General features: G+C 67.4%; 29 protein-coding genes. 4 read left to right on the top strand and 25 right to left on the bottom strand.

Annotated features, from left to right (window positions below; translation table 11 throughout):
* Positions 1 to 1,194, bottom strand: coding sequence for an amino acid ABC transporter substrate-binding protein (locus tag AC1D2E_RS05385; RefSeq protein WP_478196451.1), 1,194 nt, complete (start codon positions 1,192 to 1,194; stop codon positions 1 to 3).
* 182 nt (positions 1,195 to 1,376) lie between these two features.
* Here AC1D2E_RS05385 and AC1D2E_RS05380 point away from each other — a divergent pair, with 182 nt between their 5' ends.
* Complete coding sequence (locus tag AC1D2E_RS05380; protein ID WP_478196450.1) at positions 1,377 to 2,333, top strand: AraC-like ligand-binding domain-containing protein; 957 nt, start codon at positions 1,377 to 1,379, stop codon at positions 2,331 to 2,333.
* Here the strand turns inward: AC1D2E_RS05380 and AC1D2E_RS05375 are convergent.
* From AC1D2E_RS05375 to AC1D2E_RS05340, 8 genes are all read right to left on the bottom strand, one after another.
* Entirely contained in the window at positions 2,308 to 3,603 is a 1,296-nt protein-coding gene (locus AC1D2E_RS05375; protein ID WP_478196449.1) for a HAMP domain-containing sensor histidine kinase, read from the bottom strand. The two genes, AC1D2E_RS05380 and AC1D2E_RS05375, sit on opposite strands and share 26 nt — an antisense overlap.
* Entirely contained in the window at positions 3,600 to 4,292 is a 693-nt protein-coding gene (locus AC1D2E_RS05370) for a response regulator transcription factor (protein WP_478175212.1), read from the bottom strand. The genes AC1D2E_RS05375 and AC1D2E_RS05370 overlap by 4 nt, the downstream gene beginning before the upstream one ends.
* 40 nt (positions 4,293 to 4,332) lie before the next feature.
* A complete protein-coding gene (locus AC1D2E_RS05365) occupies positions 4,333 to 4,716 on the bottom strand; it encodes a DUF4260 family protein (protein WP_478196448.1) in 384 nt (127 codons plus the stop codon).
* Entirely contained in the window at positions 4,713 to 5,174 is a 462-nt protein-coding gene (locus AC1D2E_RS05360) for a Spy/CpxP family protein refolding chaperone (protein WP_478175214.1), read from the bottom strand. The genes AC1D2E_RS05365 and AC1D2E_RS05360 overlap by 4 nt, the downstream gene beginning before the upstream one ends.
* A gap of 128 nt (positions 5,175 to 5,302) precedes the next feature.
* Complete coding sequence (ptsP, locus tag AC1D2E_RS05355) at positions 5,303 to 7,102, bottom strand: phosphoenolpyruvate--protein phosphotransferase (RefSeq protein ID WP_478196447.1); 1,800 nt, start codon at positions 7,100 to 7,102, stop codon at positions 5,303 to 5,305.
* 144 nt (positions 7,103 to 7,246) lie between these two features.
* Positions 7,247 to 7,516, bottom strand: coding sequence for an HPr family phosphocarrier protein (locus AC1D2E_RS05350; RefSeq protein WP_478196446.1), 270 nt, complete (start codon positions 7,514 to 7,516; stop codon positions 7,247 to 7,249).
* On the bottom strand, positions 7,485 to 7,940 hold the full coding sequence (locus tag AC1D2E_RS05345; RefSeq protein WP_478178236.1) for a PTS sugar transporter subunit IIA: 456 nt from the start codon (positions 7,938 to 7,940) through the stop codon (positions 7,485 to 7,487). Before AC1D2E_RS05345 ends, AC1D2E_RS05350 begins: the two co-directional genes overlap by 32 nt.
* Positions 7,941 to 8,150: 210 nt before the next feature.
* On the bottom strand, positions 8,151 to 8,687 hold the full coding sequence (locus AC1D2E_RS05340) for a hypothetical protein (RefSeq protein ID WP_478196445.1): 537 nt from the start codon (positions 8,685 to 8,687) through the stop codon (positions 8,151 to 8,153).
* 78 nt (positions 8,688 to 8,765) lie between these two features.
* On the opposite strand from AC1D2E_RS05340, the gene AC1D2E_RS05335 reads away from it, so the two are divergent.
* Positions 8,766 to 9,263, top strand: a complete 498-nt coding sequence (locus AC1D2E_RS05335; protein WP_478196444.1) for a TlpA family protein disulfide reductase — start codon at positions 8,766 to 8,768, stop codon at positions 9,261 to 9,263.
* 27 nt (positions 9,264 to 9,290) lie between these two features.
* Here AC1D2E_RS05335 and AC1D2E_RS05330 read toward each other — a convergent pair whose 3' ends face one another.
* Positions 9,291 to 9,737, bottom strand: a complete 447-nt coding sequence (locus AC1D2E_RS05330) for a c-type cytochrome (RefSeq protein ID WP_478196443.1) — start codon at positions 9,735 to 9,737, stop codon at positions 9,291 to 9,293.
* Positions 9,738 to 9,884: 147 nt separating this feature from the next.
* Here AC1D2E_RS05330 and AC1D2E_RS05325 point away from each other — a divergent pair, with 147 nt between their 5' ends.
* Together AC1D2E_RS05325 and AC1D2E_RS05320 are read left to right on the top strand one after the other, a co-directional pair.
* Positions 9,885 to 10,595, top strand: a complete 711-nt coding sequence (locus AC1D2E_RS05325; RefSeq protein WP_478196442.1) for a cytochrome b/b6 domain-containing protein — start codon at positions 9,885 to 9,887, stop codon at positions 10,593 to 10,595.
* Entirely contained in the window at positions 10,592 to 11,173 is a 582-nt protein-coding gene (locus AC1D2E_RS05320) for a GNAT family N-acetyltransferase (RefSeq protein ID WP_478196441.1), read from the top strand. Before AC1D2E_RS05325 ends, AC1D2E_RS05320 begins: the two co-directional genes overlap by 4 nt.
* 108 nt (positions 11,174 to 11,281) lie before the next feature.
* On the opposite strand, the gene AC1D2E_RS05315 is transcribed toward AC1D2E_RS05320, so the two are convergent.
* The 15 genes from AC1D2E_RS05315 to AC1D2E_RS05245 all read right to left on the bottom strand — a co-directional run.
* Entirely contained in the window at positions 11,282 to 11,788 is a 507-nt protein-coding gene (locus AC1D2E_RS05315; protein WP_478196440.1) for a redoxin family protein, read from the bottom strand.
* Positions 11,789 to 11,948: 160 nt separating this feature from the next.
* Positions 11,949 to 12,218, bottom strand: a complete 270-nt coding sequence (gene rpsQ, locus AC1D2E_RS05310) for a 30S ribosomal protein S17 (protein ID WP_286521867.1) — start codon at positions 12,216 to 12,218, stop codon at positions 11,949 to 11,951.
* Between the two features lie 9 nt (positions 12,219 to 12,227).
* Positions 12,228 to 12,479 (bottom strand): 50S ribosomal protein L29, encoded by a 252-nt coding sequence (gene rpmC / locus AC1D2E_RS05305; RefSeq protein WP_478196439.1) that lies wholly within the window; start codon positions 12,477 to 12,479, stop codon positions 12,228 to 12,230.
* 16 nt (positions 12,480 to 12,495) lie between these two features.
* Positions 12,496 to 12,912, bottom strand: coding sequence for a 50S ribosomal protein L16 (gene rplP / locus AC1D2E_RS05300; RefSeq protein WP_028250943.1), 417 nt, complete (start codon positions 12,910 to 12,912; stop codon positions 12,496 to 12,498).
* Between the two features lie 28 nt (positions 12,913 to 12,940).
* On the bottom strand, positions 12,941 to 13,867 hold the full coding sequence (gene rpsC / locus AC1D2E_RS05295) for a 30S ribosomal protein S3 (protein WP_478196438.1): 927 nt from the start codon (positions 13,865 to 13,867) through the stop codon (positions 12,941 to 12,943).
* 13 nt (positions 13,868 to 13,880) lie between these two features.
* The gene (gene rplV / locus AC1D2E_RS05290) at positions 13,881 to 14,213 is read right to left on the bottom strand and encodes a 50S ribosomal protein L22 (protein ID WP_007838134.1); all 333 of its coding nucleotides are present in this window, start codon (positions 14,211 to 14,213) and stop codon (positions 13,881 to 13,883) included.
* Positions 14,214 to 14,222: 9 nt separating this feature from the next.
* Positions 14,223 to 14,501: a 30S ribosomal protein S19 gene (gene rpsS / locus AC1D2E_RS05285; protein WP_007838132.1), complete on the bottom strand. Its 279-nt coding sequence runs from the start codon at positions 14,499 to 14,501 to the stop codon at positions 14,223 to 14,225.
* A 10-nt stretch (positions 14,502 to 14,511) separates the two neighbouring features.
* Complete coding sequence (gene rplB / locus AC1D2E_RS05280; protein WP_028250945.1) at positions 14,512 to 15,336, bottom strand: 50S ribosomal protein L2; 825 nt, start codon at positions 15,334 to 15,336, stop codon at positions 14,512 to 14,514.
* A 2-nt stretch (positions 15,337 to 15,338) separates the two neighbouring features.
* Complete coding sequence (rplW, locus tag AC1D2E_RS05275) at positions 15,339 to 15,665, bottom strand: 50S ribosomal protein L23 (protein WP_478091358.1); 327 nt, start codon at positions 15,663 to 15,665, stop codon at positions 15,339 to 15,341.
* Between the two features lie 5 nt (positions 15,666 to 15,670).
* Positions 15,671 to 16,291 carry a 50S ribosomal protein L4 gene (rplD, locus tag AC1D2E_RS05270; protein ID WP_286370946.1) on the bottom strand — a complete coding sequence of 207 codons (621 nt, stop codon included), beginning with the start codon at positions 16,289 to 16,291 and terminating at the stop codon, positions 15,671 to 15,673.
* Entirely contained in the window at positions 16,291 to 16,971 is a 681-nt protein-coding gene (gene rplC, locus AC1D2E_RS05265) for a 50S ribosomal protein L3 (protein WP_286506353.1), read from the bottom strand. The genes rplD and rplC overlap by 1 nt, the downstream gene beginning before the upstream one ends.
* Before the next feature lie 246 nt (positions 16,972 to 17,217).
* Positions 17,218 to 17,697: a hypothetical protein gene (locus tag AC1D2E_RS05260; protein WP_478196437.1), complete on the bottom strand. Its 480-nt coding sequence runs from the start codon at positions 17,695 to 17,697 to the stop codon at positions 17,218 to 17,220.
* On the bottom strand, positions 17,694 to 19,295 hold the full coding sequence (locus tag AC1D2E_RS05255; RefSeq protein WP_478196436.1) for a hypothetical protein: 1,602 nt from the start codon (positions 19,293 to 19,295) through the stop codon (positions 17,694 to 17,696). The genes AC1D2E_RS05260 and AC1D2E_RS05255 overlap by 4 nt, the downstream gene beginning before the upstream one ends.
* A 150-nt stretch (positions 19,296 to 19,445) precedes the next feature.
* The gene (rpsJ, locus tag AC1D2E_RS05250; RefSeq protein WP_028250951.1) at positions 19,446 to 19,760 is read right to left on the bottom strand and encodes a 30S ribosomal protein S10; all 315 of its coding nucleotides are present in this window, start codon (positions 19,758 to 19,760) and stop codon (positions 19,446 to 19,448) included.
* A 23-nt stretch (positions 19,761 to 19,783) separates the two neighbouring features.
* Positions 19,784 to 20,047, bottom strand: a 264-nt coding sequence (locus AC1D2E_RS05245) for an EF-Tu C-terminal domain-related protein (protein ID WP_478196435.1), incomplete at its 5' end; no start/stop codon positions are given.

Below are 20,047 nucleotides of genomic sequence, written 5' to 3'. Positions count from 1 at the left end.
CTACTTCCATGCCGGCTTCGGCTTCAGCTGCGCGGTGGCGCGGTCCTTGGGCCAGACCACCTCGAACTCGCCGTTCTGCCATTGGGCGACGGTGCCGGGGATGGACGCGTTCTCGCTGCCGTCGAAGCGGACAGGCCCGAGGATGGTCTTGAACTCACTCTTGGCGATGTGGTCGCGCAGCGCCTTGCGGTCGAGCCCGACCTTGGCCGTAGACTGCTGCAGGATCTCGAGCCCGGCCCAGGCATGGCCGCTGGCCCAGCGGTCCGGCTCCTTGCCGAACTTCTTGCTGTGGGCCTCGAAGTAGGCGCGGGCCTCGGGGCTGGTGTTGGCGTTCCACGAGCCCATGCCGATCACGCCCTCGGCGTTGCCTGCCATCACGTTCTTGTAGAGCTGGAAGGCGGTGCCGACCGAGGCGTAGAAGTACTTCGGGTTGAAGCCGACCTCGCGCGCCTGCCGGCTCGCGAGCAGGGTGTCCGGCGGGTAGGTGATGCCGATGAAGGCGTCGGGGTTCAGGTCCTTCATGGTGCGCAGCACCGGCGCCAGGTCCTTGACGCCGAGCGGATAGCTCTTGCGGTCGACCACCTGGATCGAGGTCTTCTTGAGCGCGTTGTTGAGCGCGGCGAAGTTCTCCAGCCCGAACAGGTCGTCCATGTAGACGATCGCGATGGTCTTCACGCCGTTGGCGACCATCATGTCGACCAGCGCGCCCATCATCTTGTCCGGCTGCTGCAGCAGCGAGAAGAAGTACGGCAGGTGCATGTCGATCAGCTTGCGCGACAGCGCGGTCGGCGCCAGCAGCGGGTAGCCGAAGCGATTGGCGAGCGGTGCCACCGCGAAGTTGGCGCCCGAGCCCCAGGGCGGCAGGATCAGGTCGACCTTGTCGCTGCCCATCAGCTTCTCGAAGGTGCGCACGCAGGTCTCGGTCTCGCTGCGGTCGTCGTAGCCGAGCAGCTCGATCGGCCGCTTGGCCCCCTTGACCGCGAGCCCGCCGGCAGCGTTGACCTGCTCGGCCCACAGCAGGTAGTTGGGCTCCTGGCTGACCTGGGCGCCGGCGGCCCACGGGCCGGTGCGGGCGATGGCATAGCCGATGCGCACCGGTGCGCCCTGCGCCCACAGGCGGGGCGCGACGGCGGCGGCGCCGAGCGCGGTGGCGGTGCCCTGGATCCAGCGGCGGCGATTGGCGAGGTATGGCATGCGGTCTCCTTCCGGGCGTCGAGCTGCGTCCGGTCCCGCCATCGTAGGAAGCGGCCGGGCGGCCCGCTGTGCCCGCTGCGCACAAAGCGCTTGTCGCAGCGCGCACGCCGCTAGTGGTTAACCCGCAAGCTGCAGCCACGGCTGCGGGCTGGAAAATAGACGCAGACTTCCAAGCAAGCCCTATGACCCTGTCCATGGTTCTTTCCACCGATGAAGTCCCGCCGCGCGAGCGCGCGCCGGTCTGGCGCGAGTGGGTGTGGCGCCATTTCGGCGGGCTCGATTCGGACCTCTACGGCGACAGCGAGTTCGACGGGCACATCGCGGCCTCGCATGCCGGCGACGTGATCCTCACGCGGCTGGAAGCCAATCGGCACCGGGTGCTGCGCACACCGCAGATGGCGCGCGGGAGCGAGGCCGCCTACCTGAAGATCGTGGCCCCGTGGCAGGGCTCGGCCGAGGTCGCCCAGCGCGGCCGCGCGGCGGCGGTGCGCGCCGGCGGCTGGACGCTCTACGACACCACGACCGACTACGCCGTGGCCAACCCCGAGCGCAGCGACCACCTGATCGTGATGCTGCCCAAGGCGCAGCTCGCGGCGCCGGGGCTTGCGCTGGCCGACCTGGTGGCGCGCCGCATCGGCGGCGGCAGCGGGATCTCGCGGGTGGCGCTCGAGACCATGCGCAACACCTACCAGGAGCTGCCCCACATGAGCGAGGCGGCGGCACGCGGCGCCGGCGAACTCATCATCCAGCTGGTGCGGCTGTCGCTGATGGAACTGGCCGGCCAGGAGACGCCGCGGACCCAGCGCGAAGCACTGAAAGACCGCATCCGCCAGCACGTGGCGCAGCACCTGCGCGACCCGTCGCTGTCGATCGACGGCATCGCCCAGGCCCTGCGCTGCAGCAAGCGCCACCTGCACAATGCCTTCGCCGGCGACGACGACACGCTGACCGGCTACATCCTCCAGCAGCGGCTGGCCTGCAGCATCCGCGAGCTGCTGGACCCGGCGAACGCGGCCCGCCCGATCACCGACATCGCGCTGGCCTCGGGCTTCAGCAACCTCTCGCATTTCAGCCGGGTGTTCCGCGAACACACAGGCGGCAGCCCGAGCGACTTCAGGCGGCAGGCAGCGCGACGCTGACCGCCAGCCCGGGCTCGGCATTGCGCACCGCCAGCGTGCCGCCGTGCGCCTCGGCCACCAGCCGGCACAGGTACATGCCGAGGCCGACCCCGCCGGTGCTGCGCTGGCGCGCGCCATCGGTGCGGTAGAAGGGCTCGGTCAGGTGCGCGAGCTGGGCCGGATCGACACCGGGGCCGAAGTCGCGCACTTCCAGTTCCACATCCTGGCCGCCGCGTCGAACAGCGACCCGCGGCGGCTGCGCCGCGCCGGCGCCATGGCGCAGCGCGTTGTCGAGCAGGTTGCGCACCAGCAGCCGCAGCCGCGACCGATCGAGCGCCAGGACCGGCAGGTCCTCGGCCAGGTCCAGGACGACGCGCGCCCCCTCGGGATGCTCCCCCGCCACCTCGCGCACCAGTGCCGCGAGATCGACCGGTTCGCGCTGCAGCGCCGCATGCGGGCTCGACAAGCGCTCGCTCTCGAGCAGGTCGCTGATCAGGTCGCGCATCTCGGCCAGGTCGCGCAGCAGCGCGGCGCGCTCGGCCGCGCCCTCGGGCGTGGCCGGCAGCAGCTCGGCATTGAGCCGGGCCCGGGTCAGCGGCGAACGCAGCTCGTGGCTCAGCGCCAGCAGCAGGCCCCGCTTGGCATCGAGCATGCCCTGGATGTCGTGCGCCATCGTGTTGATGCGCTGCGCGAGGTCGCCGAGTTCGTCGCGCCGGCGCAGCGGGATCGGCGTGTCGAAGGCGCCGCGGCCGAAGCGCTCGGCCCCGGCGCGAATGTCGTCGAGCGGCCGCAGCAGCTTGCGCACATAGGCGTAGGCCAGCGCGGTCAGGGCCAGCAGCAGCGCCAGCGTGATCCAGCCGATGCCCTGGGGTTCGCGCTGCCAGGGCAAGGTGCCGATGCCGAAGCTCACGCGATGGCCGTCCGCCGTGACGCGGCTGAACCCCTCGCTGTTGCGCAGGCCGAAGCCGTGCCTGCCGCGGTCGGGATGCGAGTCCCATTCGACACTCGGCCCCTCGATGCGGATCGAGATCGGCAGCCGCTCGACCAGCGCCCGGGCCCGCGCCACGTCGGGCGGGGTGCCGAGCTCGGTGACGATCCGGTCCATGTAGTCGGCCACCAGCGGCCGCGCGGCGTCGCGCCAGCCGGTGGAGAAAGCGCGCTGCATGCCGCCGAGGAACACCGCCGTCATCGCCAGCGCCAGCAGCACGAAGACCCCGATCAGGCGCACCCTGAGCGAATGGCGCAGGCTGTGGCGCCAGCGGCGGGAGCGACCCGGGCCGGCGGGCCTCACGGCGGGGCGCTCCGGCCCACCGCCAGGGCATAGCCGGCATTGCGCAGCGTCTTGATGCAGTCCAGCGGTTCCAGCTTCCTGCGCAGCCGGCTGACGACGATGTCGACCGCCCGCGTGTAGAGCTCGGCCTCATGGCCGCGCAAGCGGTTCAGGATGTCGTCGCGGCTCCAGACGCGGCCGGGCTGGTCGGCCAGCAGCGCCAGCAGCTCGAACTCGGTGCCGGTCAGTTCGATGCGCTCGCCGTGGCGCAGCACCTCGCGCTTGTCGAGATCGATCGACAGGCCTTCGAAGATCCGCTGCTGTGCCGGGACGGACGGCGGCTGCACGGCACGCTGCCGGCGCAGGATGGTCTGCACCCGCGCCACCAGTTCGCGCGGCTCGAAGGGCTTGGGCAGGTAGTCGTCGGCACCGAGCTCGAGGCCGACCACCCGGTCCATCACGTCGCCGCGGGCAGTCAGCATCACGATCGGGATGTCGCTCTCCTTGCGGATCTCGCGGCACAGCGCGAAGCCGTCCATCTCGGGCAGCATGACGTCGAGGATCGCGGCGTCGTAGCGCTCGGCGCGCAGCCTGGCCAGGCCTTCGCTCGGCCGGCTCGCGCAGTCGAGCTGGAGGTCGAAACGCGCGAAGTAGCTCGCCAGCGGCGCGCCCAGGTGCTCGTCGTCATCGATCAGCAGGATGCGGGGCATGCGGCGATTGTGCATTCGGGCGCCACCGGCAGCGGCGGCTTCACCACGGATCGGCGCGGCCGATCCGTCCCAGGTGGGTGGCACCGAAGCCGCTGGCGTCGTGCAGCCCGAAACCCAGCAGGCGGTCGAAGCCGATGTGGGCGCACCAGATCAGGCCTGCAGCCAGGGCCACCGGCCAATCGCCCAGCGCACCGGCAGCAAGCACGGCGAACGGCCCCAGGTACGAATGCGCCGCGTTGTAGGCCGCCGCGCCGGCCCGGGGTCCGACGAGGAAGCCCAGCAGCGACAGGTCGGGCACGAGGAACAGCAGCGCGAAGGCGCCCCAGCCGGCGCCGAGCGCGGCGTAGGCCGCCACCGCCGCCGCCGCCACGGCCAGCCCCTCGAGCCGCAGCATGGTGCGAACGCCGACGGGCGGCGCCGTCATCCGCGGCCCCAGCGGCGGCCGCCGCGTTCCATGAAGTCACGCACCTTCTGCTGTTGCGCCGGGTTCAGGTTGTCGAAGAAGTCGGCCGCGGCGGCAATGACCTCCGGGCTGCCCGCCTGCACCGCGGCCGTCTTGTCGTCGACCAGCTTCTTCGCCCGCTCCTGGTCGAGCTTGGCCCCGGCGAACAGGCTGCGGAACTCGGCCCGCGGGTCGCCGCCGCCGCGCAGCGCCGCACGCTGCGCCTGCAGCTTCTCGGCCAGCACCACCAGCTTCTGCTTCTGCGCGGCGTCCAGCTCGAGCTTGCTGCCCACGCGCTCGACCATCTTGGCGCGGAACTCGGCGCGGTCCTGCTCGGAGCCGCTCCAGCCATGGCGATGGCCGGCGCATCCGGCCAGGCTGCCGGCCAGCAGCGCAGCACCGGCGATTCCGAAAAGAGAGCGTTTGAACCAGCGTTTCATGAGAGTCTTCCTTCAGAGGGGATCGGGATGATCCGGAAGACTCGATGCTCGGCGCTGGACGCGCCGAAGTCCTTTCGCCGCGGTTTCGCTGTGTTTCGTTTTATTGCGGGCGCGGCCCGGCGCCGGCCTCAGGTGCGCACCAGCGCAGCCGCTGGATTCTCCGACTCCAGCACCTCCTGCGCCCAGCTCTCGAGCTTGCTGGTGTCGGCCCGCAGCACCTCCTGCTTGACCGCCAGGATCTGCGACGGATGCATCGAGAAACTGCGCAGCCCCAGGCCCAGCAGCAGCCGCGTGAACGTCACGTCGCCGGCCATCTCGCCGCAGACGCTGACGCCCTTGCCCTGGCGCCGGCATTCGGCGATGGTTTCGGCCACCAGCCGCAGCACCGCCGGATGGGCCGGGTCGTACAGGTGGGCCACCGACTCGTCGGCACGGTCGATCGCCAGCGTGTACTGGATCAGGTCGTTGGTGCCGATCGACAGGAAGTCGAAGTGCTTCAGGAAGGTCTTGAGCGTCAGTGCCGCGGCCGGGATCTCGATCATCGCGCCAAGCTTCACCTTGCCGTACACCGCGCCGCGGTTGTCGAGCTCGGTGCGTGCGAAGTCGAGCAGCGACAGCGTCTGGTGGATCTCGCTGACATGCGCCAGCATCGGGATCAGCAGGTGGATCTCGCCATGCGCCGCGGCCCGCAGGATGGCGCGCAGCTGGGTCAGGAACATCGCCGGGTCGGCCAGGCTCCAGCGGATCGCGCGCAGCCCCAGCGCCGGGTTCAGGTGGAAATCCTCGCGCTGGGACTTGCCGTCCAGCGGCTTGTCGGCGCCGACGTCGATGGTGCGGATCGTGACCGGCATGCCCTTCATGCCATCGAGCGCGCGCCGATAGGCCTGGTACTGCTCCTCCTCGTCGGGCAGCCGCGTGAGGTTGTGCGCCTCGCGCCCCATGAACAGGAACTCGCTGCGGAACAGGCCGACGCCCACCGCGCCGGCCTTGACCGCACCGAGCGTGTCCTCGGGCATCTCGATGTTGGCCAGCAGGTCGACCCGCTGGCCGTCGAGCGTCACGGCCGGCTTGTGGCGCAGCCGGGACAGGCGTCCGCGCTCGAGGTCGCCCTGGCGCTGCTTGAAGCCGTACTCGGCCAGGATGATCGGCGAGGGGTCGACGATCATCACGCCGGTATCGCCGTCGATGATGACCCAGTCGTCCTGCCGCACCAGCTGGCTGGCGCTGCGGGCGCCGACCACGGCCGGGATGTCCATGCTGCGCGCGACGATCGCGGTGTGCGAGGTGCGGCCGCCGACATCGGTCACGAAGCCGGCGAACACGCTCTTCTTGAATTGCAGCATGTCGGCCGGCGACAGGTCGTGCGCGATCAGCACCAGCGGCGCGTCGAAGGCGTCGCCGGCGATCAGGTCGTGGTGGTCGTCTTCGTCGGCGGTGCGCTTGCGCCGCGGCGGCGTCGGCGCGAGCACCGCGGCCGTGCCCTTCATGCGGTGCAACAGCCGCTCGACCACCTGCTCGAGGTCGGCCTTTCGCTCGCGCAAGTATTCGTCCTCCATCTCGTCGAACTGGCGCGCCACCACCTCGAGCTGGGTGGTCAGCGCCCATTCGGCGTTGTAAAGCCGCTCGACGATCCAGTGCTTGACGCCGCCCGTGAGCACCTCGTCCTGCAGCAGCATCTGGTGCACCTCGAGCAGCGCCGAGAGCTCGTGCGGCGCGTCGTTGGGCCCCATCAGCGCGACGCTCGCCTGCAGCTTCTGCAGTTCCTCGGCCACCGCGTTGCGCGCCATGCGCACGCGGTCGATCTCGGTCTCGATCTGCTCCGGCTTGATGAAATAGTGGGCGACGTCGATGCGGCTCGAGACCACCAGCACCGCCCGCCCGATGGCGATGCCGCGAGCAACGGGAAGGCCGTGGACGACGAAAGTCATGGCGCCCCCGTCATCCCAAGAGCCAGCGCGAAGCGCGAGCTCTGCTGGTGAAACACCGGGGAACCGGCTTTGCCGGGCCGCTGGTGTTGCCCCCGGCGAGGAGGTGGGAGGCTACACGCAGTGAGCCGACCTGGGGGAGAGCCATCACTCGCCCTCGCCGAACTTGTCGTTCATCAAGGCGACGATCTCATCGAGCGCGTCCTGCTCGCCCTCGCCGAGGGTCTCGATCTCGACCGTGACACCCAACCCCGCGGCCAGCATCATCACGCCCATGATGCTCTTGGCGTTGACGCGGCGGTCGCCGCGCGAGAGCCAGACCTCGCACGGATAGCTGCCGGCGATCTTGGTGAGTTTGGCCGAGGCGCGTGCATGCAGCCCCAGCTTATTGCTGATGGTCACGGATGTCTTGGTCACTGTGCTTTCTTCTTGCCTGATTCTGCGGAGCCGCCACTGCCACCTGCATCACGCCCGCGGTGCCACCGGTAACGGCTCGCTGCACCAGCGTGTCGAGCGCTTCGTTGCGGTAGCTCACCGCGCGCAGCAGCATCGGCAGATTGACGCCCGCCACCAGCCGCGACCGGACGCCGTCGACGAGTTTCTGCGCCACGTTGCAGGGCGTGGCGCCGAACACGTCGGCCAGCACCAGCACCTGCGAGCGCGGCGCGAGCTGCAACTGGGCCAGCATGATGCGGGCGGCAGCGAGGGTTTCGTCCGGCGACACGTTGGGCAGCACGTCGAGCGCGACGATCGACGTCTCACAGTCGGGAAAGACATGCAGCGCGCACTGCCGCAGCGCCTGCGCGAGCGGAGAGTGGGCGATGATGAAGATGCTGTTCATTCGGATCGAAGGGCGGCCTGTCGATTATGCGGGGGCGGGCGCATCAGGCAACCTGCTTCGCACTGCGGTATTCGCCTTGGGGCGGCCCGGCGGCTCATCAGGCAACCTCCGTGCTTCGCACTGCGGTATTCGCCTTGGGGCGGCCCGGCGGCTCATCAGGCAACCTCCGTGCTTCGCACTGCGGTATTCGCCTTGGGGCGGCCCGGCGGCTCATGGAACGCGCAAGCCTTCGAAGAAGGTGGGGAGCGCGTCGGCCGAGGACGGCTTGCCGATCACGGTCGCCTGGTAGAGCGCGACGCCGTCCGGTCGCTGCTGGGCGAACCAGAGCACATGCAGCGGCTTGGCGGAAGCGCCGCCCTCGGCCTCCGGCGTGTCGAGCCGCACCGGCGCGGGCGCATTGGCCGCGCGCGGCAGCACGGCCGCGGTTTCGGTCGTCGGGGCGCCGGCCAGCTGGCTTCGCGTCGCCGCGCGCCAGGCGCGGATCCAGCCTTCGGCCTGGGCCGGGCTGCCGGCGACGGCGTGGGCCACCGCGAAGGTGGCGCCTCCGGTCTCGCAACCCGCCATGTCGACCGTGACCGCGTCGACGCCGAGCGGCAGCGCGCGCGTCGCCCGGTCCGGCTTGCAGGGCAGCAGCGCGACGACGCCCTCGTTCCCGATCGGCACCTCGCGCCAATTGAAGGTCGGGCTGCAGCCGGCGAGCGCGCTGGCAAGGGCCAAGGCGGGCGCGGCGAAGCGGGAACGGGTCATTGGGGCCATCGGAAACCCGATTATCGAACCGCCGCCCGATCGGAACTAAAATTCCCCCGACCGCTCCATCCCTTGCCCATGAAAAAAGTCATCTACGCCGCCGCTGTCGCGCTCGCCCTGGCCGTGGGTGTCGGCGTGTACCTGAATACCGGGGTGTCGGCGGCACCGGCCTCCACCTTCGTGCTGCTCGACGGCAGCAAGAAGAGCACCGAGGACCTCAAGGGCAAGGTCACGCTGGTCAATTTCTGGGCCACCAGCTGTGTGACCTGCGTCGGCGAGATGCCCAAGGTCATCGCCACCTACGACAAGTACCAGGCGCGCGGCTACGACACGCTGGCCGTGGCCATGAGCTACGACCCGCCCAGCTACGTGGTCAATTTCGCCGAAACCCGCAAGCTGCCGTTCAAGGTGGCGATCGACAACACCGGCGCCGTTGCCAAGGCCTGGGGCGACGTGCAGCTGACGCCCACCACCTACGTCGTCAACAAGCGCGGCGAGATTGTCAAGCGCTACGTCGGCGAGCCCGACTTCGCCGAACTGCACCAGCTGATCGAGAAACTGCTGGCGGAAGCCTGACCCCCGGCCGGCGCGGCCCGGCCCGAGTCACTTCTTCCGGAAGGTGTCGTGGCAGGTTTTGCAGGTTTCGCCGACGTTCGCCACAGCGGCCTTCAGCGCATCCAGATTGCCGGTCTTGGCCGCCGCCGCGAGTTTTTCCGTATCGGCCATCAAGCGCTCGTTGAGTTCCTTGAACTTCGCCTGCTCCTTCCAGATGTCGGGCTTGGCATTGCCACCCGCGGTGCCGGGTCCGAAAGCGGCCCAGGGCAGCTTCGTGATCACCGTGAGCACATCCGCGTTGGCGACCGCGGCGGCCTGGTCGAAGGGCGCACGACCGCTCGCCATGGCGGCAATGCGCCCAATGTGCTGGTTCTGCACGAACATCGCGCTCTGCCGGTACTTGATCGCATCCTCGGGCTTGGCGAACTGAGCCGCGGCCGGAAGCGCCAGGGCGAAAGCGGCGCCCGCAAGGGCGAACAGGGGCAATCGTTTCATTCTTGGTTCTTTCTGGGAAGCCGCGGGAAATGCCGCCTGGGCGAGTGTATGAATTTGCGCCCGCATACGACTAGAGACAACCCGCAGGGCGCGGCAGCCTGGAAGTTTGCTAATCTGCGGCTTCCGCCGCTCCGTCCACCGCTATCGATGACCGCCTCCTTCCAGTCCCACACGCCATGCGCGGGTCTGAACGATGCGCCCTCGGAAACCCGCGTCTGGGATCTCCCGACCCGCGTCTTCCATTGGCTGCTCGCGACGGCGGTCGTCGCCCAGATCGCGACCGGATTCGGCGGCGCGATGGAATGGCACTTCCGGATCGGCTACACGCTGTTGGCGCTGCTGCTGTTCAGGGCGGTCTGGGGCTTCGTCGGCGGCCGCTGGTCGCGCTTCGCGGCCTTTCTCTATGCGCCGCGCTCGGTGGCCGACTACCTGCGCGGACAAGCCCCTCCCGACCATCTGGTCGGCCACTCGCCGCTTGGCGCGCTGTCGGTGTTCGCGCTGCTCCTGCTGCTCGCGGTCCAAGTTGCGACCGGCCTCTTTTCGGACGACGAGATCTCGAGTTCAGGCCCGCTCGCCCGCTTCGTCTCCGGCGGCATCGTCGGTGCGGCGACGCACTGGCACGCGGTGCTGGGCAAATGGATCGTGATCGTGCTGGTCAGCCTGCACGTGCTGGCCGTGCTGTTTTATGTGCTGGTCCGTCGGCAACCGCTGCTGAGGCCGATGATCACCGGGGACAAGCGGCTGCTTGGCGGCAGCGTACCGCCGAGCCGTGACGACGCCGCCTCGCGCCTGCTCGCGATGGCGGTGTTCGCGGTCTGTGCCGCATTCGCGAGCTGGATCGCATCGCTGCGACCATGAGCCACTCCTTGTCACGTCCGCTGCCGCTGGCCGACACGCCGGAGATCGTCATGATCACGCCGGACGAGCCGCACGAACTCGACGCGGTGCGGGCGATCTTCCGCGACTATGCCGATTCGCTGGGCATCGATCTCGGCTTCCAGAACTTCGAACAGGAACTGGTCGGCCTGCCGGGCGAGTACGCAGAGCCGCGGGGCGCCCTGCTGCTGGCGCTGGTCGACGTCGGCGAGGTCGCAGTCCCGGTCGATGCCGCGCCGCTGTCGCGCGGCGAGGGCCGGCTCGCGCATGTCGCCGGCTGCTGCGCGCTGCGCCCGCTGGATACGGCCGACTACCCGAACGCGGCCGAGATGAAGCGCCTCTATGTGCGGCCGCAGTTCCGGGGCGTCGGCTTGGGCCGCCAACTGGCCGAGGCCATCCTGGATGGCGCCCGCGGTGCCGGCTATGCCTGCGTGCTGCTGGACACCCTGGACGACATGGAGTCAGCCCGGGCCCTCTACGAGGACCTGGGCTTTGCGGAAGTGCCGCCCTACTATCACAACCCCATTGCGGGGTCGCACTACCTCAAGGCGGATCTTTAGCTCGCCCCCAGGTTGGGCTCACTTCGTGTAGCCCGCCCACCCCCCGACCGGGGGCAACACCAGCGGCCCGGCAAAGCCGGTTCCGCGGTGTTCCCCGTGAATACGGGTTCAGCCCTTGGCTTGCGCCAGGAGTGTGTCGGCGTCGCTGACCTCGAACTTGCCAGGGCCTTCGACGTTGAGCGTCGCGACCTTGCCGTCCTTCACGAGCATCGAATAGCGGTTGCTGCGCACGCCCATGCCGCGCGCGCTCAGGTCGAGCGTCAGGCCGGTGGCGGTGGCGAAGGCGGCGCTGCCATCGGCCAGCATGCGGACCTTGGTGCCGGTGTTCTGGTCGCGCGCCCAGGCGCCCATCACGAAGGCATCGTTGACGCTCACGCACCAGATCTCGTCGACGCCGGCGGCCTTGAAGTCGTCGTAGTGCTGCACGTAGCCCGGCACATGCTTGGCCGAGCAGGTCGGCGTGAAGGCGCCGGGCAGTGCAAACAGTGCGATGGTCTTGCCCGCGGCGGCCTTGGTGACGTCGACCGGGTTCGGTCCGATGCTGCAGCCCTCGCCTTCCACCTCCGAATATTCCTGCAGGGTGGCCGAAGGAAGGGAATCGCCGACTTTGATCATGTGTGTGCTCCAGAAAAAGAAAAACGGCCCACATTGTGGGCCGCTTTCGGTTCGGGCGTGCGCCGCGGTGATCAGGCCGGCGCCGGGCCGCTCCCAAGGCGGCCTGCGGCCCCCTCGGGGGGCAGCGAACCACACGCAGTGGGGAGCGTGGGGTCTACATTCAGACCAGAACGGCCTTCTGCACCAGGCGGGTCACGACCCAGTTCTTCGACTTCGAGATCGGCCGGCTTTCGGTGATCTCGATGGTATCGCCGAGCTTGTACTCGCCCTTTTCGTCATGGGCGTGGTACTTGCTGGTCTTGGCCACGATCTTGCCGTAGAGCTCGTGCTTGACACGACGCTCGACCAGCACGGTCACGGTCTTCTGGCGCTTGTCGCTGACCACCTTGCCGATCAAGGTGCGCTTGAGGGATTTTTTAGCTTCCGTCATGTTCACTCCTTACTTGGCGGCTTGGGCTTCTTGCTGCTTCTGCGCAAGAATGGTCTTGGCGCGCGCGATGTCGCGGCGGGTCACGCGCAGGGTCGAGGTGTTCGACAGCTGTTGCGTGGCCTTCTGCATGCGCAGGCCGAAATGGGCCTTCTGCAGGTCCTTGATTTCGGTTTGCAGGCCGGCGACGTCCTTGTCGCGCAGCACTGCAGCCTTCGAAGTCTTGGCCGGGGCCGCGACTTCCTTCTTCTTACGTGTTGCCATGGGGTGTTCTCCTCGATCAGGCGCCGAGCTGGCGTGCGACGAAAGTCGTGCGCAGCGGCAGTTTGGCAGCGGCCAGACGGAAGGCCTCGCGGGCGAGTTCTTCGGGCACGCCGACGATCTCGTAGATCACCTTGCCAGGCTGGATTTCGGCGACGTAGTACTCGGGGTTGCCCTTGCCGTTACCCATCCGCACTTCAGCGGGCTTGTGGGAGATCGGCTTGTCGGGGAACACACGAATCCAGATGCGGCCACCGCGCTTGACGTGGCGCGAGATCGCGCGACGTGCGGCTTCGATCTGGCGGGCCGTCAGGCGGCCGCGGTCGATCGACTTCAGGCCGAAGTCACCGAACGAGACTGCGTTGCCGCGCGTCGCGATGCCGGTGTTGCGGCCCTTTTGTTCCTTGCGGAACTTTCTGCGTGCAGGTTGCAGCATTTTTGTTACTCCGTAGTTCTAAGACCGATCACTCGGTCTTGGCACCGTCAGCTGCTGCAGCTGGCGCGGCTTTGCGTACGCGCTTAACGGCGGGTTTCGAGTCTGCACCCGGTGCAGCCGGAGCTCCACCAGTGGCTTCTGCGGGCTTGTCGCTGCCATCGGCCGGAGCGACGTTGCCGCCGATCGGGCCACGGGCACCGGCGCGCGGGCCAGGACCACGACGGTCCGAACCCGGACGGTCGCCACCCGGGCGGCCATCGCGACGCGGACCGCGGGGGCGGCGCTCGTCATCAGGACGCGGCGTTTCGACGGCCGGCAGGTCGTTGCGACCCAGCGTGTCGCCCTTGTAGACCCAGACCTTGACGCCGATGACGCCGTAGGTGGTCTTGGCTTCCGAGGTGCCGTAGTCGATGTCGGCGCGCAGCGTGTGAAGCGGCACGCGACCTTCGCGGTACCACTCGCAACGCGCGATTTCGATGCCGTTCAGGCGGCCCGACGACATGATCTTGATGCCGAGGGCACCCAGACGCATGGCGTTTTGCATGGCGCGCTTCATGGCACGGCGGAACATGATCCGCTTCTCGAGTTGCTGCGTGATGCTGTCGGCGATCAGCTGGGCATCGATTTCGGGCTTGCGCACTTCCTCGATGTTGACCGCGACCGGCACGCCGAGCTGGCGGCCGAGTTCACGCTTGAGGTTCTCGATGTCTTCGCCCTTCTTGCCGATCACGACGCCCGGACGTGCCGAGTAGATCGTGATGCGGGCGTTCTTGGCGGGACGCTCGATCAGCACGCGCGAAACGGATGCGTTCTTGAGCTTCTTCTTCAGGTACTCGCGCACCTTGATGTCTTCGGCCAGCATGCCGGCGAAGTCTTTGTTGCTTGCGTACCAGCGGCTGGACCAGTTACGGCTGACCGCGAGGCGGAAGCCGGTGGGGTGGATTTTCTGTCCCATATTTCTTCCAGCCTTAATTGCCAACCGTCACGTACACATGGCACGTGGGCTTGCTGATGCGATTGCCGCGACCCTTGGCGCGCGCGGTGAAGCGCTTGAGCGTGGCGCCTTGCTCGACGTAGATGGTCTTGACCTTCAGTTCGTCGATGTCGGCACCGTCGTTGTGCTCGGCGTTGGCGATCGCCGACTCGAGCACCTTCTTGATGATCACAGCGGCCTTCTTCTGCGTGAACTGCAGAACGTTGAGCGCTTGATCGACCTTCTTGCCGCGGATCAGGTCAGCGACCAGACGGCCCTTGTCGACCGAGAGGCGGACGCCGCGGAGGACTGCACGTGTTTCAGACATGGTCGTTCCTTACTTCTTCTGGACTTTCTTGTCCGCGGGGTGCCCCTTGAACGTGCGCGTGAGCGCAAATTCGCCGAGCTTGTGGCCGACCATCTGGTCGGTGATGTACACGGGCACGTGCTGCTTGCCGTTGTGCACGGCAATGGTCAGGCCGATGAACTCGGGCAGGACCATCGAGCGACGCGACCAGGTCTTGATCGGCTTCTTGTCCTTGGTCGTCACGGCCTTGTCGGCCTTGGCCACGAGGTGGTGGTCGACGAACGGACCCTTTTTGAGAGAGCGAGTCATTTGCTAACCCTTACTTCTTGCGACGCGACACGATGAAGACTTGCGTGCGCTTGTTGTTACGGGTGCGATAACCCTTGGTCAGATTGCCCCATGGGTCGACAGGATGACGGCCTTCGCCGGTCTTGCCTTCGCCGCCACCGTGCGGGTGGTCGACCGGGTTCATCACCACGCCGCGAACGGTCGGGCGGATACCCATCCAGCGCTTCACACCGGCCTTGCCGAGCTGGCGCAGGCTGTGTTCTTCGTTGGCGACTTCACCGATGGTGGCGCGGCACTCGACGTGCACGCGGCGCACTTCACCCGAGCGCATGCGGACCTGGGCGTAGACGCCTTCGCGGGCCAGCAGCGTGGCGGACGTGCCCGCCGAGCGAGCGATCTGCGCGCCCTTGCCGGGTTGCAGTTCGATGCAGTGGATGGTCGAGCCGACCGGGATGTTGCGGATCGGCAGCGTGTTGCCGGCGCGGATCGGGGCTTCCGAACCGCTCAGCAGCGTGGCGCCGGCTTCAAGACCGCGCGGGGCGATGATGTAGCGGCGTTCGCCGTCGGCGTAGCACACCAGCGCGATGTGGGCGGTGCGGTTCGGGTCGTACTCGATGCGTTCGACCTTGGCCGGGATGCCGTCCTTGTTGCGCACGAAGTCCACCACGCGGTAGTGGTGCTTGTGGCCACCACCCTTGTGACGGGTCGTGATGTGACCGTTGTTGTTGCGGCCGGCCTTCTGGAATTGCGGTTCCAGCAGCGCAGCGTGGGGGGCACCCTTGTACAGGTGATCCCGCGAAATCTTCACCGCGCCGCGTTGGCCCGGCGAAGTGGGTTTCATCTTGATGACGGCCATGATTAAGCGCCTTCCCCGACGAGGTTGAGCTCTTGACCAGCCTTCAGCGTGACATAGGCCTTGCGAACGTTGTCGCGACGACCCATCGACTTGCCGAAGCGCTTGGACTTGCCCTTGGTATTGAGCACCGACACGCCCTGGACTTCGACCTTGAACATCAGTTCAACAGCGGCCTTGATCTCTGGCTTGGTGGCGTCTTGCAGCACCTTGAAGGTGACGGCATTGGACTTCTCGCCGACCATCGTGGCCTTTTCGGACACGACCGGGGCGACCAGCACGTTCATCAGGCGACCTTCGTCGAACTGACGCTGCTTGGGCGTAGGGTTCATGCGGCTCATGCGAACATCTCCTTGAGCTTGTCGACGGCACCCTTGGTGACCAGCACCTTCTTGTAGTGGACCAGCGACACCGGATCGGCGTAGCGCGGTTCGACCACGAGCACGTTGACGAGATTGCGCGAGGCCAGGTACAGGTTCTCGTCGACTTCTTCGGCGATCACGAGCACGGACTCGAGGTTCATCGCCTTGAACTTGGCGGCCAGCGCCTTGGTCTTGGGCGAATCGACGGTCAACGAATCGACCACGGCCAGACGGCCTTCGCGAGCGAGCTGCGAGAAGATCGACGCCATGCCGGCGCGGTACATCTTCTTGTTGATCTTCTGCGAGAAGTTTTCGTCAGGCATGTTCGGGAAGATGCGGCCACCCCCACGCCACAGCGGCGAGGACGTCATACCGGCACGGGCGCGGCCCGTTCCCTTTTGCTTGAAAGGCTTCTTGGTCGAGTGCTTGACCTGTTCGCGGTCCTTCTGGGCGCGCGTGCCTTGGCGGGCATTGGCCTGGAATGCGACGACGATCTGGTGGACCAGGTCTTCGTTGTAGTCACGGCCAAACACGGTTTCGGGGGCGTCGTACTTCGACGCGGCCTGGCCTTGTTCGTTCAGGAGTTCGAGTTCCATTACTTGGCTCCTTCAGCGGCTTGCGGCTTGGCCTTGACGGCCGGACGCACGGTGACGAAGCCACCCTTCGAGCCGGGGATCGCGCCCTTGATCAGGAGCAATTGACGGGCTTCGTCGATGCGGATCACGTCGAGGTTCTGGGTCGTCACGGTGACGTCGCCGAGGTGGCCCGTCATGCGCTTGCCGGGGAACACGCGGCCGGGATCCTGCGCCATACCAATGGAGCCGGGCACGTTGTGCGAACGGCTGTTGCCGTGCGACGCGCGCTGCGAGCTCATGTTGTGGCGCTTGATGGTGCCAGCGTAGCCCTTGCCGATCGAGGTGCCTTGCACGTCGACCTTCTGGCCCACCGCGAACACGCTGCCTGCGGCAATGACGCCACCCGCCTTGTGCTGACCGGCCGTATCGGCGGTCACGCGGAATTCCTGGATGATTTCACCGGCTTCGACACCCGCCTTGGCGAGGTGGCCGGCGGCCGGCTTGGTCACGCGCGATGCTTTGCGCGAACCGAACGTCACTTGCAGTGCGACGTAGCCATCGGTCTCTTGGGTTTTGATCTGGGTCACGCGGTTGTTGGACACATCCACCACCGTGACAGGAACTGCGTCCCCGTCATCGGTGAAGAGACGCATCATCCCCACCTTGCGGCCCAGCAACCCGAGGGAGTTGCTCAGACTCATTTGTTTTCTCCAAAAATGGAAGTCCTCGCCCGCCGCTGCCACTTCAATTGGCGACAGCGTTGGACCCCTTCATGCGCTTGCGTTTTCACGCCTTCGCGCTCGAGGGCCCACGAACGAGGGTTGTTAAAGTTCCCGCCTGACCGCAATCCCTGGATTCCCAGGAAGGCGCAAGTTAGGCAGAGCCGAAGATTATAGCCCGCAAGCGCCCAAAGGCGCAAGCGAGCGCTTCAGCGAAGCCCGGGAGGGCTACTTGACCTGCATCGGCAGGATCTTGTCGCCGTCGGCGGAGCGCTTGAGGGCGCCGCCGGCCGGGGCCACGGAGGTCGGCTTGCCGACCGGGACCGCGACCGACGTGGCGCTGGTGGCGCCGAATTGCGTGGTGAAGACGTTCAGATAGCCGATGCCCGTCGCGGCCGGCACCACCTCCACGGTCCAGGTGGCAGCCTGCCCCGCCGGCAGGCTGCGGGTCGTCTCGTAGCCCACCAGCGACAGGYCGCCTTCGGTCGCGAGCTGGACCGTGGCGCCGGCCGGATCGACGATGCCGTCGAAGCTCAATTGCACCGCCACCGCCTGGCCGGCCTGCGGCGTGCCGTCGACGCGGTACTGGACCACCACACCGGCCCCATTGGCCTTCATCGGCGCGGTCGTCATCGGTCCGCCGCCGGCTTCGGCTGCCAGGGGCGCGGCCAGCGCCAGGGCGCAGGCCAGGGCGGCCCCGATTCTCACTGGATGCTGACGTTGAAACATGTCGATGCCGAGGAGTTGTTGAAGTCGTTGATCACCAGAACGTTGTCGCCCGCAGGCAGGCTGACAGCCTTGCTCTCGCTGCTGCCGAAACCGATGCTTTCGTCGATCAGCCGGCCGCTGTAGACCGCGAAATCCGGGTCGGCCGTGCTCGGGCCGGTGACGGTGATCGTCCGGACGCCCGCGCCGGGGATGGCGAAGCGCAGGTAGACGTAGTTGCCGAGCTTGTTGGGGGCGCCCGCCGTATTGGACACGCAGGCCGTGGTGTTGCCGGGGACTGTGGCCTGGCTGTACATCGGCAGCGCGCCGGACACGCTGCCGGTGTTGGTTTCCTGGGCGCCGAAAGGATCGCCAGCAGCGGCGCTGATCTGCTCCGAGACCAGCAGGCTGGACAAGGCCGAGGCGCTGGAAGGCGCCACGGCGTAGAAGGCGGCGGCGAAAGGATGGATGGAGGTCACCGCCACGCCGTTCTTGAAGGCGGCGGCGGTCAGGGTGTCGTTGATCGGCTTGAAGCCGACCTGGCTGTTCAGGCGCCAGAGGATCGAATGCACCGAGGCCTCGCGGTACCAGCCGGGAGTGGCGGCGGCGCCCGAACTGAGATCAATGTTGGTGCCCGGCCCTTGCGATGCGCCGACCGAATCCGTGTAGTTGCGGCGTGCCAGCGCGATGCCCGACCAGGCATTTCCCCAGCCCTCCGAAAAGGCCACGCGGCGGTCCAGGCGGTCGTTCAAGCCATGGCTGCCGCCCGGCGAATCGTCGCGGCTGAAGGCCGACTGGTAGTAGTGCCCCCATTCATGGGCGATCACCGATTCGTCGTATTCGTCGGTGTCGACGTTCTCCTTGCCGAGCACGTAGATGGCGCGCCCGGCGCTGCTGGTCGAGAAGGAGGTGGTCCCGATCTGCCCGAGCGCAGGATTGCCGCTGGCCGGAACGTTGTTGGGGCTCCAGAAGACGCGCAAAGGCGGGAAGGCGGTGGCGGGCGCGACCGACAGCATCTTCGCCTGGGCGGCGTAGACGGCGTCGAGCACCGCGAACGGCGCGGCGGCCCGGGTCGAGGCGTAGTGCGTGCCGTCCCAACCCGACGGCGCCTGGACGTCCCGGGTGGCGGCCGCGACGCCGCTGGAAAACGATGGCGTCTCGATCGCATAGAGGGCGTCGGACTGGGTGTTGTCGCGGACGGAGACATCCCAGCTCGCGCCGCCGCCGGCCTGCACCATCTGGGCCTTGATCCGCACCAGGACCTGGGTGCTCGAGGGGACCGACACCGCGTAGGCGCCATTGGCGTCGGTGGCCGTCGTCGCAACGACGTTCGACACGCTGTCGACGATCTCGACGCTGGCGCCACGAATCGGCTTCGGTGCGGCGGCCGCATAGACCAGTCCGCCGACGGGATTCGGGACTGAGACGTAGGTCGCGGTACCGCTCAGACTGACGGTGCCGGCACCCGCAATGCCCCCGGCGGCCCCCGGCAATGCGGCGAAGCCGCCGCCGCCGCCACCACCACCACCACCTCCACCGCAGGCCGCGAGCACCACCACGCCCGCCACCGCCACGCTTCGCCAAACCCACTTCACCTGCATTCCGCACCTCTCTGAGAAATTACCTCGCCTCTGATGAGCGTTTTCTGCGCAAGTTGCAGATTTTTCCGAGGATGCCACAGAGAAGCCAGAATAAACAAAGCCCGCCTACATTTCTGTAGGCGGGCTTCACAAAAGAGCAACAGCAGGTATTTACTGCAGCTTGATCTCGACGTCGACGCCGGCCGGCAGGTCGAGCTTCATCAGCGCGTCCACGGTCTTGTCGGTCGGGTCGACGATGTCCATCAGGCGCTGGTGCGTGCGGATCTCGAACTGGTCGCGGCTGGTCTTGTTGACGTGCGGCGAACGCAGGATGTCGAAACGCTTCATGCGGGTCGGCAGGGGCACCGGGCCCTTGACGATCGCGCCGGTGCGCTTGGCGGTGTCGACGATCTCGGCTGCCGACTGGTCGATCAGCTTGTAGTCGAACGCCTTCAGGCGGATGCGGATTTTTTGCTTGGTAGCCATGGTGATTCCTTCGCTGCTTCGAATCAGATGTCGAGGATCTTGGCCACGACGCCCGAGCCCACGGTGCGGCCGCCTTCACGGATGGCGAAGCGCAGGCCTTCTTCCATCGCGATCGGGTTGATCAGCTTGACCGTGATCGACACGTTGTCGCCCGGCATGACCATTTCCTTGTCCTTCGGCAGCTCGATCGCGCCCGTGACGTCGGTCGTGCGGAAGTAGAACTGCGGACGGTAGTTGTTGAAGAACGGCGTGTGACGGCCGCCTTCGTCCTTCGACAGAACGTACAC

Source organism: Variovorax sp. P1_H2 (assembly GCF_056405295.1).
Note: the sequence above shows the minus strand (reverse complement) of the source record. Positions and strands in the feature narration are given on the sequence as shown.

What these genes read in the sequence shown, in the direction of transcription:
- rplP (WP_028250943.1), bottom strand. Translation starts at nt 12,912, where the DNA reads ATGCTGCAACCTGCACGCAGAAAGTTCCGCAAGGAACAAAAGGGCCGC.
- AC1D2E_RS05315 (WP_478196440.1), bottom strand. Translation starts at nt 11,788, where the DNA reads ATGATCAAAGTCGGCGATTCCCTTCCTTCGGCCACCCTGCAGGAATAT.
- rpsQ (WP_286521867.1), bottom strand. Translation starts at nt 12,218, where the DNA reads ATGACGGAAGCTAAAAAATCCCTCAAGCGCACCTTGATCGGCAAGGTG.
- AC1D2E_RS05345 (WP_478178236.1), bottom strand. Translation starts at nt 7,940, where the DNA reads ATGAACAGCATCTTCATCATCGCCCACTCTCCGCTCGCGCAGGCGCTG.
- AC1D2E_RS05370 (WP_478175212.1), bottom strand. Translation starts at nt 4,292, where the DNA reads ATGCCCCGCATCCTGCTGATCGATGACGACGAGCACCTGGGCGCGCCG.
- AC1D2E_RS05330 (WP_478196443.1), bottom strand. Translation starts at nt 9,737, where the DNA reads ATGAAACGATTGCCCCTGTTCGCCCTTGCGGGCGCCGCTTTCGCCCTG.
- AC1D2E_RS05385 (WP_478196451.1), bottom strand. Translation starts at nt 1,194, where the DNA reads ATGCCATACCTCGCCAATCGCCGCCGCTGGATCCAGGGCACCGCCACC.
- rpsJ (WP_028250951.1), bottom strand. Translation starts at nt 19,760, where the DNA reads ATGGCTACCAAGCAAAAAATCCGCATCCGCCTGAAGGCGTTCGACTAC.
- AC1D2E_RS05335 (WP_478196444.1), top strand. Translation starts at nt 8,766, where the DNA reads ATGAAAAAAGTCATCTACGCCGCCGCTGTCGCGCTCGCCCTGGCCGTG.
- rpsS (WP_007838132.1), bottom strand. Translation starts at nt 14,501, where the DNA reads ATGACTCGCTCTCTCAAAAAGGGTCCGTTCGTCGACCACCACCTCGTG.
- AC1D2E_RS05380 (WP_478196450.1), top strand. Translation starts at nt 1,377, where the DNA reads ATGACCCTGTCCATGGTTCTTTCCACCGATGAAGTCCCGCCGCGCGAG.
- rplC (WP_286506353.1), bottom strand. Translation starts at nt 16,971, where the DNA reads ATGAGTCTGAGCAACTCCCTCGGGTTGCTGGGCCGCAAGGTGGGGATG.
- rplD (WP_286370946.1), bottom strand. Translation starts at nt 16,291, where the DNA reads ATGGAACTCGAACTCCTGAACGAACAAGGCCAGGCCGCGTCGAAGTAC.
- AC1D2E_RS05340 (WP_478196445.1), bottom strand. Translation starts at nt 8,687, where the DNA reads ATGACCCGTTCCCGCTTCGCCGCGCCCGCCTTGGCCCTTGCCAGCGCG.
- rplV (WP_007838134.1), bottom strand. Translation starts at nt 14,213, where the DNA reads ATGTCTGAAACACGTGCAGTCCTCCGCGGCGTCCGCCTCTCGGTCGAC.
- AC1D2E_RS05365 (WP_478196448.1), bottom strand. Translation starts at nt 4,716, where the DNA reads ATGACGGCGCCGCCCGTCGGCGTTCGCACCATGCTGCGGCTCGAGGGG.
- rplB (WP_028250945.1), bottom strand. Translation starts at nt 15,336, where the DNA reads ATGGCCGTCATCAAGATGAAACCCACTTCGCCGGGCCAACGCGGCGCG.
- rpsC (WP_478196438.1), bottom strand. Translation starts at nt 13,867, where the DNA reads ATGGGACAGAAAATCCACCCCACCGGCTTCCGCCTCGCGGTCAGCCGT.
- AC1D2E_RS05360 (WP_478175214.1), bottom strand. Translation starts at nt 5,174, where the DNA reads ATGAAACGCTGGTTCAAACGCTCTCTTTTCGGAATCGCCGGTGCTGCG.
- AC1D2E_RS05255 (WP_478196436.1), bottom strand. Translation starts at nt 19,295, where the DNA reads ATGCAGGTGAAGTGGGTTTGGCGAAGCGTGGCGGTGGCGGGCGTGGTG.
- rplW (WP_478091358.1), bottom strand. Translation starts at nt 15,665, where the DNA reads ATGAACCCTACGCCCAAGCAGCGTCAGTTCGACGAAGGTCGCCTGATG.
- AC1D2E_RS05320 (WP_478196441.1), top strand. Translation starts at nt 10,592, where the DNA reads ATGAGCCACTCCTTGTCACGTCCGCTGCCGCTGGCCGACACGCCGGAG.
- rpmC (WP_478196439.1), bottom strand. Translation starts at nt 12,479, where the DNA reads ATGGCAACACGTAAGAAGAAGGAAGTCGCGGCCCCGGCCAAGACTTCG.
- ptsP (WP_478196447.1), bottom strand. Translation starts at nt 7,102, where the DNA reads ATGACTTTCGTCGTCCACGGCCTTCCCGTTGCTCGCGGCATCGCCATC.
- AC1D2E_RS05325 (WP_478196442.1), top strand. Translation starts at nt 9,885, where the DNA reads ATGACCGCCTCCTTCCAGTCCCACACGCCATGCGCGGGTCTGAACGAT.